The sequence below is a fragment of the uncultured Gemmiger sp. genome (assembly GCF_934561205.1).
Lineage (GTDB): Bacteria > Bacillota > Clostridia > Oscillospirales > Ruminococcaceae > Gemmiger.
On the sequence record NZ_CAKTFU010000002.1, the window covers coordinates 33346 to 48051 of the forward strand.

A 14706-nucleotide genomic window follows, 5' to 3' on the forward strand; every position below is an offset into this window, starting at 1 on the left:
CGGCACTTAGAATTCTGCGGTATTACCCTGACGTCAGTATATCATAAATTTGCAAAAAATTCATCCGTTTCGGCTGTACTTTTTTCAAAAAGTGTGTATAATAAGAAGGTATGTTGAAAATTTGTATAACCTAGGAGTAACCAATGAAACTGAAAACCATGCACCGCGCCGCTGCCGCTATGCTGGCTCTGGCGCTGACCGCCGCCCTGACCGGCTGCGGCAATACCGCCGCTTCGAGCGAATCCGCCGAGGCATCTTCGTCCTCCGCTGCCGAATCCGGCTCCGAATCTGCCGCCGAAAGCACCGCCGCAGATGATTCCGCCTATGCGTATCTTGCCGATTTCGACTATGCGCAGGCGTTTGATGAGAACGGATATCTTGTCGGCATCAAGGCGTCCGACTATGTTACCCTGCCCGAGGATTACGCCGACATTACCCTGAGCGCCGACCTTGGCACTGTGAGCGACGCGTCCCTGAATTCCTACATTGACGAGAACGTGCTTTCCCAGTTTGCCACCACCGAGCAGGTCACCGACCGCGCGGCCGAGGACGGCGATACCGTCAACATCGACTTTGTCGGTTCTGTCGACGGCGTTGAGTTTGAGGGCGGCAACACGCAGGGCAAAGGCTACGACCTGGTTCTTGGCAGCGGGACATTTATCCCCGGCTTTGAGGATCAGATCGTCGGCCACACCCCCGGCGAGAGTTTTGACGTGCAGGTCACCTTCCCGGAGGATTACGGCAAGGAAGAACTGAACGGCAAGGCTGCCGTATTCAAGACGACGCTGAACTACATCAGCGTAAAGGTCACCCCCGAGCTGAGCGACGAGTGGGTGGCGGAAAACCTTGCCCCCACGATGGCTATGAGTAACGTGGAGGAGCTGAACGCCTTTGTCAAGGATTCCATACTGTACGACCAGCAGTCCGGCGAGGTGTACAAGGCGCTGCGCGACAAGGTCACCTTTGCTGACGAGCTGCCCCAGAGCGTACTGGACTACTACCGCGATGTTATTCTGATGGAAGTATACCGCTACGCCCAGAACTACGGCACGGATATGGCAACCATCCTGAGTATGCGAAACTACGAAAGCGTGGATGCCTATCTGGAGGATATGCAGCCGACCATCACCAACTTTACCCAGCAGCAGCTGTTGATGCAGACCATTGCCGAGAAGCAGGGTATGAAGTGCGACGACGCTGCCCTGGCTGCCGATTTCAGCCGTTTCTTCGGCAGCAGCGACCCCAGCCGGTATATCAGCACCTATGGCGAAAACTACGTTAAGATGAACGTTTTGCAGAGCGAGGTTATGCAGAGCCTGATCGACAACGTAAAATACGAATAACGGGCAGCGATCCCCTGCCCAAATGCAAAAAGCACCGCTTCGGCGGTGCTTTTTTGCATTCCGGAAAAAATTCAACTTCCCCTATTGACAGCGCCCGTCGGCGGGTGTATACTTACGGCAAGATATTTAGATAATTATCTAAATATCAAACTTACGAAAGGAGCAAAACCAAACCTATGGGGGACGGATTTAAGGCATTGGCAGACCCTACGCGCCGCCGGATTTTAGAACTGTTGGCGCAAAACGAGCTGACCGCCGGCGAAATTGCTGCACAGTTTGATATGACAAAGCCGTCGGTCAGTCACCATCTGGCGATTCTGAAAAGCGCCGGTCTGGTGCAGGATGAGCGCCGCGGGCAAAACATCGTATACAACGTAAATATGACGGTGTTTCAGGAACTGATGAAATGGTTTTACGATTTGGGACTTATGCAAGGAGGCAATCACAATGAAAAAGAATAAGCTGTTTTGGATTATGCTGGCGCTGTGTGCCGCAAACCTTGCGGCACAGCTCTGCGTCTACCCTGCCCTGCCCGAAATGGTGCCGATGCACTGGGGCGTGAACGGTCAGGCGGACGGCTGGGGTGACAAGTGGCAGGTTCTGGTGATAGCGCTTTTGCCGTTTGGCATAGTATTGATGATGCAGGTGGTGCGCAGGATAGACCCCAAGCACGAAAACTTTGCCCGCTTTGAAAAGGCGTGGAACATTTTTACCCTGCTGATGACCTTGTTTATGATTGGTATGTCGTGGACGTCCGCACTGGACAGCTTTGGCTTGATGCCGGGCGGCGAAAGCATGGTGTCGACGCTGGTGCTGGGCGGCTGCGGCGTGCTGTTCATCGTTTTTGGCAACTTTATGCCGCAGATCAAGCAGAACTACACCTTTGGCTGCCGGACACCGTGGGCGCTCAACGATGAGCATAACTGGAACCGCACACAGCATATGGGCGGCATTACCTTTGTGGTAATGGGCGCGGTGATGCTGCTGTTCAGCATATTCGGCAAGGCGCTGGGCGAGGTCGTTTCGATGGCTGTGCTGATGGTGGCGATTTTCGGCGGCACGATCTGGATCTATGTGTATTCCTACTTAGTCTACAAGGGCAAAATGAAGTAATAAAAACCATCGGGGCGCAGCCAATGCAGGCTGCGCCCCGATTCTTTTTGCAATTTTTACTTGTACAGGTCTACGATATTCAAAAGAATTTCGACACTCTGGTCCATCTTTTCGGCGGTGATGCACTCACACGGGCCGTGGAAGTTGAACCCGCCGGTGCCAAGGTTCGGGCAAGGCAGACCCATATAGCTCAGGGTCGCGCCGTCGGTGCCGCCGCGCACGGGGGTTTCGATAGGCTCCAGCCCGGCCGCGCGGATGGCGGTGCGGGCGTTTTCGACCAAGTGGAAGTGCGGCTCGATCTTCTCTAGCATATTGTAGTAGCTGTCGTGCAGATCCAGCTCCACCGTGCCTGCGCCGTATTTGTCGTTCAGGCAGGCGGCAATGTGCTGCATCTGTGCCTTGCGGGCGGCAAACTTGGCGGCATCGTGGTCGCGCACGATGTAGCCCAAGTGGGTGGTGGTCACATCGCCCTGCATACTGGTCAGGTGGAAGAAGCCCTCGCGCCCTTCGGTATGTTCGGGACGGTCAAAGGCGGGCAGTGCCGCGTGGAATTCCATAGCCACATTCTGGGCGTTGACCATCGTGTTTTTGGCGCTGCCGGGGTGTACACTGAAGCCGTGTACCGTCACAACGGCAGCGGCGGCGTTGAAGTTTTCGTAGCTGATTTCGCCCACGTCCTCGCCGTCCACGGTGTAGGCGTAGGCGGCGCCGAAGCCCGGTACGTCAAACAGGCTGGCACCCTCGCCGATTTCCTCGTCGGGGGTAAAGCCGATGCACAGCTTGCCGTGGGGGCGCTTCTCGGTGATGATACGCTCCAGCGCGGTCATGATTTCGGCAACGCCGGCCTTGTCGTCGGCACCCAGCAGGGTCGCTCCGTCGGTGGTGATCAGAGTCTGGCCCTTCATCTCGGTCAAAAACGGGAAAACCGCCGGGTCCAGCACAGCGCCGGTGGCGGGCAGTACGACCTTGCCGCCGTCGTAGTTTTCGTGGATCTGGGGGTTGACGTTCTCGCCGGGGGCGTCGTCGGCGGTGTCCATGTGGGCAATCAGGCCGAGAGGCTTGGCGTTTTCGCTGCCGGGGGTGGCGGGCAGCGTAGCGTAGACATAGCAGTGCTCGTCCACGCGGGCATCGGCAAGACCGAGCGCCTTTAGCTCATCGACCAGCTGACGTGCCAAATCGAACTGGCGCATCGTGCTGGGATGGGTGCCGGAGTCGGGGTCCGAGGTGGTGTACACCTTGACATAGTTCAAAAGTCTTTCGTAAGCGCGCATACGGGCTAAATCCTCCTTAAAAAGCGGCGGGCGGTGCCTGCCATATACTTTAACGCATATTATAGCACAAAAAGTAACAATTTCCAAGGGTACAGGCTTTTCAAATGCAAAGTTTTATGGTAAAATAAAAAAGATTATAAAGGATACTTATGCTTTGCGCCTTGCGCAGGCAGACAACGTATAATAAGGAGGCCGTTATGGCAGACACGATTTTTAAGGGCAAGACACTTTTGATCACCGGCGGTACGGGCAGCTTTGGCCATACCGTTTTGAAGCATTTCCTGACCACCGATATCGGGGAGATCCGCATTTTCAGCCGCGACGAGAAAAAGCAGGATGATATGCGCCACGAGCTGCAGGCAAAATACCCCGAGTACGCCGCTAAGGTCAAGTTCTATATCGGTGACGTGCGCAACATCCAGAGCCTGCGCGATGTTATGCCCGGCGTGCATTTTATCTTCCACGCCGCGGCCTTAAAGCAGGTGCCCAGCTGCGAGTTCTTCCCGATGGAAGCAGTGCGCACCAACGTTGAGGGTACCGACAACCTGCTGCACGCCGCCATGGAGGCCGGTGTAGAGCGCGTGGTCTGCCTGTCCACCGACAAGGCGGCCTACCCCATCAACGCCATGGGCATCTCCAAGGCGATGATGGAACACGTCATTACCGCCAACGCCCGCGTGTCCGCCCAGCGCGGCGGCCCCGTGATCTGCTGCACCCGCTACGGCAATGTTATGTGCAGCCGCGGCAGCGTGATCCCGTTGTTTGTGGACCAGATCAAAAACGGCGAACCCATCACCATCACCGACCCCGATATGACTCGCTTCCTGATGAACCTGGACGAGGCGGTGGATCTGGTCATGTTCGCCTTTGAACACGCCAACCCCGGCGATCTGTTCATCCAGAAGTCCGACGCCTCCACCATCGGCGACTTGGCCAAGGCGGTGCAGACGCTGTTTGGCGATACCGGCACCCGCATCATCGGCACCCGTCACGGCGAAAAGCTGTACGAGACGCTGATGACCAAGGAGGAGCGTATGCGCAGCGAGGATATGGGCGATTATTACCGCGTCGCTGCCGATAACCGCGATTTGAACTACGACAAGTTCTTTGTCAAGGGTCAGGTACACACCCAGGCCGATGAGGATTACACCAGCCACAACACCCGCCGCCTGGATGTGGAGGGCACCATCAAGAAAATTATGACCACCGAATACATTCAGGAAGAACTGAAAAAAGCGGGGAAAGTATGAACATTTTAGTGACCGGCGCCAAGGGCTTTGTGGGGCGCAATCTTTGCGAAAACTTAAAAAACATTCGGGACGGCAAAAACCGTACCCGCCCCGCCCTTTGCGTGGAGAATGTTTTTGAATACGATTTGGACACAGACCCTGCGCTGCTGGACGAATACTGCGCCAAGGCAGACTTTGTCTTTAACCTGGCGGGCGTCAACCGCCCCAAGGAGCAAAGCGAGTTTATGCAGGGCAATTTCGGCTTTGCCTCCACCCTGCTGGACACCTTAAAAAAGCACGGCAATACCTGCCCTGTGATGCTGTCCAGCTCGATCCAGGCAACGCTCATCGGTCGCTACGGGCAGAGCGATTACGGCAAAAGCAAGCTGGCGGGCGAGGAACTGTTCTTTGCCTACGCAAAAGAGACCGGTGCCCCCGTGCTTGTGTATCGTTTTCCCAATCTGTTCGGCAAATGGTGCCGCCCCAACTACAACAGCGCCGTGGCGACCTTCTGCCATAATACCGCGCACGACCTGCCCCTGACCGTCAACGACCCTGCCACCGAGTTGGAGCTTTTGTACATTGACGATCTGGTCGAGGAAATGCTGGACGCGCTGGAGGGACACCCCCACCGCTGCGATTACGACGGCCTTGCCCCGATATTTGGGCAGGACGGCCGCTACTGCGCAGCACCTGTGACCCACAAGGTGACCTTGGGGGAAATTGTGGCGCTGCTGGACGCCTTTAAGGCGCAGCCCGCTACCCTGCAGATGCCTGAGATCCCGGCGGGCAGCCTTGCCAAAAAGCTGTATTCCACCTATCTTTCCTACCTGCCCAAGGAAAAGGCCGCCTTTTCCTTAAAGCAGAACACCGATGCCCGCGGCAGCTTTACTGAGCTGCTCAAAACCGAAAACTGCGGGCAGTTCAGCGTCAATGTGTCGCTGCCCGGCATCACCAAGGGGCAGCACTGGCATAATACCAAGTGGGAATTTTTTATTGTCGTGTCGGGACACGGGTTGATTCAGCAGCGCCGTGTGGACAGCGATGAGGTGCTGAAATTTGAGGTCTGGGGCGATAAGCCCACCGCCGTGCAGATGCTGCCCGGCTACACCCACAACATTATCAATTTGAGCGACAGCGAAAATCTGGTGACCGTGATGTGGGCCAACGAACTGTTTGACCCCGGCCACCCGGACACCTTCGGCCTGCCTGTTTAAGTGTAAGGAGCGTTGCAAGATGCAGAAATTGAAACTGATGACCATCATCGGCACCCGCCCGGAGATCATCCGCCTGTCTGCCGTTATCAAAAAGTGCGACAAATACTTTGACCAGATTTTGGTGCACACCGGCCAGAACTACGACTACAACCTGAACCAGGTGTTTTTCGACGATCTGGGTCTGCGCGCACCCGACTTTTATCTGGACGCCGTGGGCAAGGATCTGGGTGAGACCATCGGCAATATCATTGCCAAGTCCTACGCCCTGATGGCAGAGCAAAAGCCTGACGCCCTGCTGATTTTGGGCGATACCAACAGCTGCCTTTCTGCCATTGCCGCCAAGCGGCTGCATATTCCCATCTTCCACATGGAGGCCGGCAACCGCTGCTTTGATGAGTGCCTGCCCGAGGAAACCAACCGCCGCATTGTGGACCACATTGCCGATGTCAATATGTGCTACTCGGAGCATGCCCGCCGCTATCTGAACGCCGAGGGCACTGCCAAGGAGCGCACCTATGTGACAGGTTCCCCCATGGCCGAGGTGCTGCATGCAAACCTTGCCAAGATCGAGGCCAGCGATGTGCTGGAGCGTTTGGGTTTGCAGGCACATAAATATATGCTGCTCTCTGCCCACCGCGAGGAAAATATTGATACCGAGCAGAATTTCATCGACCTGTTCACCTCCATCAACCATCTGGCCGAAACTTACGACATGCCTATCTTGTATTCCTGCCATCCCCGCAGCAAAAAGCGGCTGGACGCCATGGGCTTCCGGCTGGACGAGCGCGTCAAGCTGCACGAGCCTCTGGGTTTCCACGACTACAACCATCTGCAGATGAACGCCTTCGCCGTCATCTCGGACTCCGGCACGCTGCCTGAGGAATCCAGTTTCTTTACCAGCGTGGGACATCCGTTCCCGGCTGTCTGCATCCGTACCTCCACCGAACGTCCCGAAGCACTGGACAAGGGCTGCTTTGTGCTGGCAGGCATCCGCGCCGGCGGTGTGGAGCAGGCTGTGGAAACGGCAGTGGCCATGGTGGCAAACGGCGACAACGGTATCCCCGTTCCCTATTATACTGAGGACGTCTCCGTCAAGGTCGTCAAAATTATTCAGAGCTACACGGGCGTGGTCAACAAGATGGTCTGGCGCAAGCCGGGATTTTGATTCATAAAGGAATCGGTTTTATATGCAAACCGCAGTTATGGAAAAACAGAATAACGGCGCAAGCCGTGCAGTGACCGCGCTGCGCCGCATTGTGACGGCGCTGGCGCTGACGGGGTGGCTGGCTGTGGCCCTGTTGGGGGGCAGGTCGCTTTCCCCGATTACGGTCATCGTGTTCGGCTTATGCTGTATGATGTATCTGATCCTGCCCGGCTGGGCGCTGGCAGATTGGCTGGCACCCCGACAGAAAGGCCTTACGGCTTTGTTTGCCGCTGTATACGGCTGTGCCCTGCTGGCCGGGCTGCACTGCATCAGCGTGCGGCTGGGCGCGGTATGGCTGCTGCGCACGGTGCCGCCGCTGCTGGCAGCGGTCTGGCTGTATGGGAGACATCGCAGCGGTACGTTGGACGTAAGCGCCGCCGCCAAGGGGGCGCTGCGCATCCTGGACAGTGACACAGGGCTTTTCTGGGCATTGCTGTGCCTGCTGTACGCGATGCGTTTCGGTGCGGTAAACCCCTACCCTGCCAACGCAGGGGCGGTGCATCTTGACCCTGATATGCTCTGGAATGTGGGCAATGCCGCCGCGCTCAGCAGCCATTTTCCGGCGGAGGATATCCGGTTTTCCGGGGTGTTGCTGTCCTACCATTATCTGACGGAGCTGCTTGCGGCTGCGCTGGGGCTGGTCAGCGGCGTACAACTGTACGACATCTATGTGTTTCTGGCCGGGCCGTTGTTTTTGGCCGGGGAATTGGTGGCGCTCAAGGCGCTGGCCCGCGCCTATTTCGGCAAGGATAACCCCCGTGCAGGGCGGCTGATGATTTTGCTGCTGTTCGGGTTTTCCTGCCTTTCTATATGGAAGGTCATCCCCAACGGGTTAAGCCTGTTCGGCAATACCCTGCTGCAGCATCTTGTCACCAACATCAATGCCCAGGCCACGGCCTTGGTATTCCTGTGCGCCTTTACGGTCAGCTTTATCCGTTTGAGCCGCAGCCGCTTTGCCCCGAACGGCAAGGAATTGCTGATGCTGTTTGTCAGCTTTTTTCTGCTGTGCGTTGCCAAAGGCCCGGAGGCGGCGATCGTTGTGTGCGCTTTTGGGGTGACCATGCTGCTTGTGCTGGTGTTCCAAAAGCCGCATTACCTCACGGCATTTGCCTGTCTGGCAGGGATCGCGGCCGTGTTTGCGGTGACCTACTTTGTGCTGTTTGCCTCCGGCAGCGGCAGTGTGCAGTTTACCATTTACGCCATGCGCAATTACTGGGCGTACCGTGTCCTAAGCCCCTATACCGAATGGCTTTGCGCACATCTGCCGATCTCCGGTTATGTGTGGCTGTTTTTGATTGGCGTGGCAGACGTGTTTTTGATGCTGCCCCTGCAATTCTTGCTGTGGCTGTCCGACGTGCCGCATGACCTGCGCAGGCTGTTCCGGCTGGACCCTGCCCGCATTATGGCCAACGGCGTGGTTGTGGGCGGCTTTTTGGGGTATCATTTGTTTTACCACAGCAGCTCCAGCCAGGTATATTTCGCGCTGGTGGCCATGATTTATATGACGCTGCTGGCTGTGGAGCCATTGCAGCGTCTGCTGCAAAGCAGGCATAAAATCCTGCGCTTAGGCGTTTGCTTTGTTGGCGCTGCGGCGCTGTGCACCACCCTGTTTATGGTGGGCTGCTATACCGTTAAGGGGGCACGCTGCCTGGCGGCCACGGCGGGGCTGTGCGAGGGCGATGCCACACAGGATTACTGGACCGCAGGAGATGCCGAGGCCATGGAGTGGCTGCAGGCACATTCCGACAAGGAACAGCTTTTTGCCACCAACCGCACTTCCCACACGCCCGACTCGGTGGATGCTATCAGCAACGGTTACAGCGCCATGAGCGGCTGCCCCGCCTATCTGGAGGGCTGGACCTACGCGATGACCAACATGGGCGTCGAGTTGGAGACCATCTACGCAAAAATGGACGTGAACGCCGAGTTGTTCAGCGGCTGCAGCGAAGAAAGAGCCGCGGAGCTTGCCGCGCAAAACGGCATCCGCTGGCTGGTACTTGCCAAGCGCTGGCAGGGCGAAGGCCCGCAGGGCATGTCCGCCGTGTTTGAGAACGCCGACGTGGCGATTTATGAATTCAACAGTTAAGAGGTGCTGTATGCAAAAGCGCATACTGGTCGTGACCCAGCATTTTTGGCCGGAAAATTTCCGTATCAACGACATGGTGGAAGGATTTGTGCGGGACGGTGTGGCCGTGGATGTTCTCTGCGGTCTGCCCAACTACCCCAAGGGCGAATGGTTTGACGGTTACAGCGAAAGCGGCCCCTGGGAGGAAACGTACAAGGGCGCGGGGGTTTACCGCGCTAAGGAGATCCCCCGCAAGGGCAACACGGGTCTGCGGATATTTTTGAATTACGTCAGCTGGCCGTGGTATGCCGCTAAAGAGCTGCACCGCCTGCCCGGCGGATACGACGCTGTGTTTTGCTTTAACACCAGCCCTGTGCTGATGTGTTGGCCTGCGCTGCGTTACGCCAAAAAGCATAAGATCCCGTTTACCAACTATGTGCTGGATATCTGGCCTGAAAATCTGTACAGTGTACTGCCGGTGAAGAACCGATTTATGCGTTGGGTTGCGCAGACCGTCAGCGACAGCCTGTATAAGCGCGCTGACCGCCTGATCGCCATGAGTGTGCCGCTGCAGACCCGCCTGTGTGAGCGCACAGGAAAGCCCGCAAGTGCGGTAGCGGTCATACCCCAGTATTGTGAGGATTTTTACGCTGTGCCCCAAAAAGACGATGCACTGCAGCAGCGGTTCGGCGGACGGTTCAACCTGGTTTTCACAGGAACCCTGACCCCCGCGCAGAGCCTTGACAAGGTGCTGCGGGCTGTGGTAAAGGCCCGCGCCGCAGGGGCAAAGACGCTGCACCTGCTGTTGGTGGGCGACGGCATGAGCCGTGAAGGCCTGCAAACGCTGGCAGCAGAGCTGAACGACCCCGATGCCGTGACCTTTTACGGCAGCGTGCCCGCACAGCAGGTGCCCGCGTTCACATCGCTGGCCGATGCCCTGCTGATTTCCCTGGCAGACACCCCTGATTTGGGAATGACCATTCCCGGAAAACTTGCCAGCTATATGGCGGCGGGTAAGCCTGTGGTGGCAGCTATGAACGGCGCGGGGGCCGAGGCTGTGCAGCAAAGCGGCGGCGGGCTGGTAAGCGCCGCCTGCGACGAGGATGCCCTGACCCAAAACCTGTTGGCGTTGTACGCCATGTCTGCCCCGCAGCGCGGGGAGATGGGCCAAAACGCAAAGGAATACTACGAAAAGCATTATCGGCGCGCCGAGCTTTTGCGCCGCCTGGAAACGTTTATTTTGCAGGGCAACTGAGCCGCCCTGAAAGAGAGGTACAGCCTTGGACAAAAAAATATTGGTACTGATCCCCTGCTATAACGAGGAAAGCAACATCGTGTCAACGGTGGAGCACCTGCGAGCGACCTGCCCGGAGGTGGATTTCCTTGTCATCAACGACTGCTCTACCGATGGCAGTGCGGCGCTGCTGCGCGAAAAAAACTACCCCTTCCTGGATCTGCCTGTAAACCTGGGCATCGGCGGCGGTATGCAGTGCGGATATCAGTACGCGGTACGCAACCATTATGATGTGACAGTACAGATGGACGGTGACGGCCAGCACGACCCCGCGTATCTGCAGACCATCGTGCAGCCGGTTCTGGATGATGCGTGCGATATGTGCATCGGCAGCCGATTTATCACCAACGAAGGGTTCCAGACCAGCTTTATGCGTCGCGTCGGCATCCGCTTTTTAAGCGGGATGATCCATATTCTGTGCGGCCGCCGCGTGTTGGATGTCACCAGCGGTTTCCGTGCCGTAAATGCAAAGCTGGCACAGTATTTCTCTTTGCATTACGCGATCGACTACCCCGAACCGGAGGCTATCTTGGCATCCTCTCTGGTCGGTTTCCGCGTAAAGGAGGCCCCCGTTATTATGCACGAGCGTCAGGGCGGCGCCTCCAGCATCTTTGGCTTTAAGAGCGCCTATTATATGATAAAGGTCTCTCTGGCGCTGATTATTGACCGCTTTTCCATCCGCAAACAAAAAGGAGGCAGACCGTGACCGGACGTTTGCAGTTGTATATGATTATCGGCGCAGTGATTTTGCTGGCCGTTATCTTCAGCCTGCTCAAGCGCGGGCTGATGAGCGTCAAGTACAGCCTTTTGTGGCTGCTGCTGGCGGTCTGCCTGGTTATTGCGGCAGCGGTGCCTTATACCGTATTTGTTCTGCGGGACATGCTGGACATTCAGATGCCCGTAAATCTGATATTTCTGCTGATGTTCTGCTTTGTGCTGGTGGTGCTGCTGTCTTTAAGTGTGGCCATTACACAGCTGGCGGAAAAATGCAAACGGCTGACGCAGGCCAACGCTATTATGGAAAAACGTCTGCGTGATCTGGAAGATATGGTAAAGGATGGAAATCAGAAATGAGTTTGGCTCAGGTGATTGCGGCGATTACGCCGGAGCAATTCGTTACCTACTTACAAAAAAGCGGCAGCCTTGCGGTAACTACGCTGCACTTTTTGGTATTCTTTGCCGCGGTGGCCATCGTCAACTATGCGCTGCCCCGCGTCCTGCGCCCCTATTATCTGCTGGCAGTAAGCATCGGTTATTTCTGTTATGAACCGCAGTATCGGCCGCTGCTTTGGGCACTGCTGGGGCTGGCCGGGCTTAGCTGGCTGTGCGGGCTTGTTATCGGCCGTGTGCGCTGCAAGCCTGTGCGGGTGCTGGCGCTGCTGGCAGCCATAGCCGGCAGTGTGGGGCTGCTGTTTTACTACAAGTATTGGAACATGGCGGCGGATATTGCGGCCCGCACGCCGTTGGCCGCCGTGCTGCCTCACCGCGAAAGCATCCTGGCCCCCATGGGACTGAGTTATTTTGCGCTGTCGTCCCTGAGCTATCCCATTGACGTATTCAAACGGCGCTGCAAGGTGGAAAGCAACCTGCTGCATTATGCACTGTTTGTCTGCTATTTCCCCACCCTGATCACCGGCCCCATTGAGCGTTATCCCCATCTGCGCCCGCAAATCAAGAAAAGCCGCCGTTTCAGCTATACCCGCTGTGCGGGTGGTGCGTTCCGTATGCTGTGGGGCTATACCAAAAAAATGGTCATTGCCGATAACCTGAACCTGTACATTTCCTCGGTGTATCAGAATGCCGCCGAGATGAGCGGCCCCAACCTGCTGGCGGCGACGCTGCTGTTTGCCGTGCGGCTGTACATGGATTTTTCGGGCTGCTGCGATATCGTACTGGGTGCGTCCCGTATTTTGGGCTACGACCTGCTGGAAAACTTCAAGGCCCCGCTGGAAGCGCGCACCTTTGGTGCCGTGTGGCGGCGCTGGCACATTTCGATGTCCGGCTGGTTTCGGGACTACGTTTATATCCCGCTGGGCGGCAGCCGCTGCTCGGTATGGCGGCATTGCCTGAACACGATGATCGTCTTTACGGTGTCGGGCATCTGGCATGGTGCCGACTGGCGCTATATGATGTGGGGTGCTGCCTGCGGCATGGTCTGCGTGGTAAGCATCCTGACCGCAAAGCCCCGCCAATTCTTTGCGGATCACAACCCGCTGTATAAAATGGAATGGTTCAAGGTTCTGTTCCAGACGCTGTGCGCCGATGTTTTGTTTGCGCTGGTGTTTGTGTTTTTCAACTGTGCGCTGCTGGACGTTCAGCCGTCGGTGATTTTTGCCGGGCTTACCAAGGGCTGGCACGGCATTGCCCCGGCGTTTGCCGAAATCAGCGCTTCGCTGACGGCCAGCGGGCTGGACGGGCGTATGCCGGTCGTGCTGGTGTTCAGCATTTTTGTGGTGTTTGCCGTTGAGCACGGCGGCCGCAACGTTGCCCGCTGGATCCGTGAACAGCCCTGGCCGCTGCGCTGGACGCTGTACTATGCCGCTTCGGCTGCCATCTTGTTCTTTGCGGCCTTTGGGCAGTCCGCATTCATCTACCAGAATTACTAAAGAAAGGCGGTATACATTATGCCGGTTCAAACCTCTACCCCACTGCCCGCACCGCCTGTAAAAATTCAGCGCGGCAAGGCTGCACCGCCGCGCACAAAATATCATACGCGCCGCAAAAAACGGCCGAATCCCTTTGTACTGCTTTTCAGGGAACTGCTGCGCCGCCTCTACTTTGGCATAAAAATCAGCTATAAGGCGCTGCTGCTGCTGCCTATCCCGCTGTTTATGGTGGCGTTCAGCTATCATGTGGATCGCAGCGGCTTTTATCAGGGCGCGCTGGCACCCCGCCGCATTGTGGACCTGATGCTGGCCGGCAAGGACGTAACCAACTTTGAGCAGATGGATGAGCGCACGGTCGTTCAGCTGTATGCCCAGGACGTGCCGGAAACGCCGGAGGTCATCGGCATCGGCTCCAGCCGCGTGCTGCAATTTACCCGGGAAATCGTGGGCAGCGACAGCTTTTTCAACATGGGCGTTACGGGTGCCGACGTCCGCGACGCCATGACGAGCTACTACAAGATGGTCTGCTATGGCAAGGCCCCCAAGGTGCTTTTGTGGAGTGTGGACCCGTGGGTGTTTCATGGCGGCGAGAACTCGCTGGACAGCCGCGCGGACGCCAACCTGTACAACGAATTCTTGACGAAGGTGCTCAATATCCCCACCAACTACAAGGAACCCATCTCCCCCGAGGCGTGGGAGGCGTTGGCGGATCCTGCCTATTTTCAGGGCAACTTTGACTACTACTTAAAGAACCGCAACAGCGATACCGTGGTGGATGCCGACGGCAAGGCCATTGAATTTAACGCTGTTACGGGGAATGTTTTCGACCAGACGGCCACGGTAAAGCGCTCGGATGGCAGTGTACTGTACGATGTCAATTACCGCAACCGCACACTGGACGAGATTCGCAACGATGCAATCATCGTGCGCGAGACGATCGACACAGTTCACATGATGGGCTTTGACCACCTGGACACGACGCAGGTAAAGGCTTTTGAGGCGTTTATCGACTATGCGCATGCGCAGGGCACGACAGTCGTTCTGGTGCTGGCGCCATGGCACTCCTACCTGTACGATTACATGCTGACGGAGACCGAAAAGCATCAGGGCTTCTTTGATGTGGAGCTGTATGTGCGCCAATACTGCGCCGAAAATAAGATCCCTTTGTATGGCAGTTACGATCCCAGCTTGATCGAAGGGCTGGGGGAAGAAGATTTCTACGATGGCATCCACTGCAGGGGCAGCGGTTTTGAAAAGCTCTTTCCGGGCGTACAGACGGTGCTGGAACAAATTGCGACCGACACGCTGCCCGATCCACTGGCTTTGACACCCCGCACGGGACATGAGTTGAGCGAATAAGAGGA

The 14706-nt window shown here is 56.8% G+C and carries 13 protein-coding genes; 12 read left to right on the forward strand and 1 reads right to left on the reverse strand.

Annotated features, from left to right (window positions below; all coding sequences use genetic code 11):
• Nucleotides 1–143 precede the first annotated feature (143 nt).
• The 3 genes from tig (at nucleotide 144) to Q0I19_RS01615 (ending at nucleotide 2456) form a co-directional block, all read left to right on the forward strand.
• Nucleotides 144–1343, forward strand: coding sequence for a trigger factor (tig, locus tag Q0I19_RS01605; protein ID WP_294758608.1), 1200 nt, complete (start codon nucleotides 144–146; stop codon nucleotides 1341–1343).
• Nucleotides 1344–1519: 176 nt separating this feature from the next.
• Complete coding sequence (locus Q0I19_RS01610) at nucleotides 1520–1804, forward strand: autorepressor SdpR family transcription factor (protein ID WP_294758606.1); 285 nt, start codon at nucleotides 1520–1522, stop codon at nucleotides 1802–1804.
• Nucleotides 1791–2456: an SdpI family protein gene (locus tag Q0I19_RS01615; protein WP_294758604.1), complete on the forward strand. Its 666-nt coding sequence runs from the start codon at nucleotides 1791–1793 to the stop codon at nucleotides 2454–2456. Before Q0I19_RS01610 ends, Q0I19_RS01615 begins: the two co-directional genes overlap by 14 nt.
• Nucleotides 2457–2512: 56 nt before the next feature.
• Here Q0I19_RS01615 and pepT read toward each other — a convergent pair whose 3' ends face one another.
• A complete protein-coding gene (gene pepT / locus Q0I19_RS01620; RefSeq protein WP_294758602.1) occupies nucleotides 2513–3727 on the reverse strand; it encodes a peptidase T in 1215 nt (404 codons plus the stop codon).
• A gap of 197 nt (nucleotides 3728–3924) precedes the next feature.
• On the opposite strand from pepT, the gene Q0I19_RS01625 reads away from it, so the two are divergent.
• The 9 genes from Q0I19_RS01625 to Q0I19_RS01665 are packed head-to-tail and all read left to right on the forward strand — an operon-like array spanning nucleotide 3925 to nucleotide 14701.
• Complete coding sequence (locus tag Q0I19_RS01625) at nucleotides 3925–4977, forward strand: polysaccharide biosynthesis protein (protein ID WP_294758601.1); 1053 nt, start codon at nucleotides 3925–3927, stop codon at nucleotides 4975–4977.
• Complete coding sequence (locus tag Q0I19_RS01630; RefSeq protein WP_294758599.1) at nucleotides 4974–6173, forward strand: capsular polysaccharide biosynthesis protein CapF; 1200 nt, start codon at nucleotides 4974–4976, stop codon at nucleotides 6171–6173. The genes Q0I19_RS01625 and Q0I19_RS01630 overlap by 4 nt, the downstream gene beginning before the upstream one ends.
• 19 nt (nucleotides 6174–6192) lie before the next feature.
• The gene (wecB, locus tag Q0I19_RS01635; RefSeq protein WP_294758597.1) at nucleotides 6193–7338 is read left to right on the forward strand and encodes a UDP-N-acetylglucosamine 2-epimerase (non-hydrolyzing); all 1146 of its coding nucleotides are present in this window, start codon (nucleotides 6193–6195) and stop codon (nucleotides 7336–7338) included.
• A gap of 22 nt (nucleotides 7339–7360) precedes the next feature.
• Nucleotides 7361–9463, forward strand: a complete 2103-nt coding sequence (locus Q0I19_RS01640) for a hypothetical protein (protein WP_294758595.1) — start codon at nucleotides 7361–7363, stop codon at nucleotides 9461–9463.
• A gap of 10 nt (nucleotides 9464–9473) precedes the next feature.
• A complete protein-coding gene (locus Q0I19_RS01645) occupies nucleotides 9474–10697 on the forward strand; it encodes a glycosyltransferase family 4 protein (RefSeq protein ID WP_294758593.1) in 1224 nt (407 codons plus the stop codon).
• A gap of 25 nt (nucleotides 10698–10722) precedes the next feature.
• Entirely contained in the window at nucleotides 10723–11442 is a 720-nt protein-coding gene (locus Q0I19_RS01650) for a glycosyltransferase family 2 protein (protein ID WP_294758591.1), read from the forward strand.
• Complete coding sequence (locus Q0I19_RS01655; RefSeq protein WP_294758589.1) at nucleotides 11439–11810, forward strand: DUF2304 domain-containing protein; 372 nt, start codon at nucleotides 11439–11441, stop codon at nucleotides 11808–11810. Before Q0I19_RS01650 ends, Q0I19_RS01655 begins: the two co-directional genes overlap by 4 nt.
• Nucleotides 11807–13342, forward strand: coding sequence for an MBOAT family O-acyltransferase (locus Q0I19_RS01660; RefSeq protein WP_294758587.1), 1536 nt, complete (start codon nucleotides 11807–11809; stop codon nucleotides 13340–13342). Before Q0I19_RS01655 ends, Q0I19_RS01660 begins: the two co-directional genes overlap by 4 nt.
• Nucleotides 13343–13360: 18 nt before the next feature.
• The gene (locus tag Q0I19_RS01665) at nucleotides 13361–14701 is read left to right on the forward strand and encodes a hypothetical protein (protein WP_294758586.1); all 1341 of its coding nucleotides are present in this window, start codon (nucleotides 13361–13363) and stop codon (nucleotides 14699–14701) included.
• Nucleotides 14702–14706 lie beyond the last annotated feature (5 nt).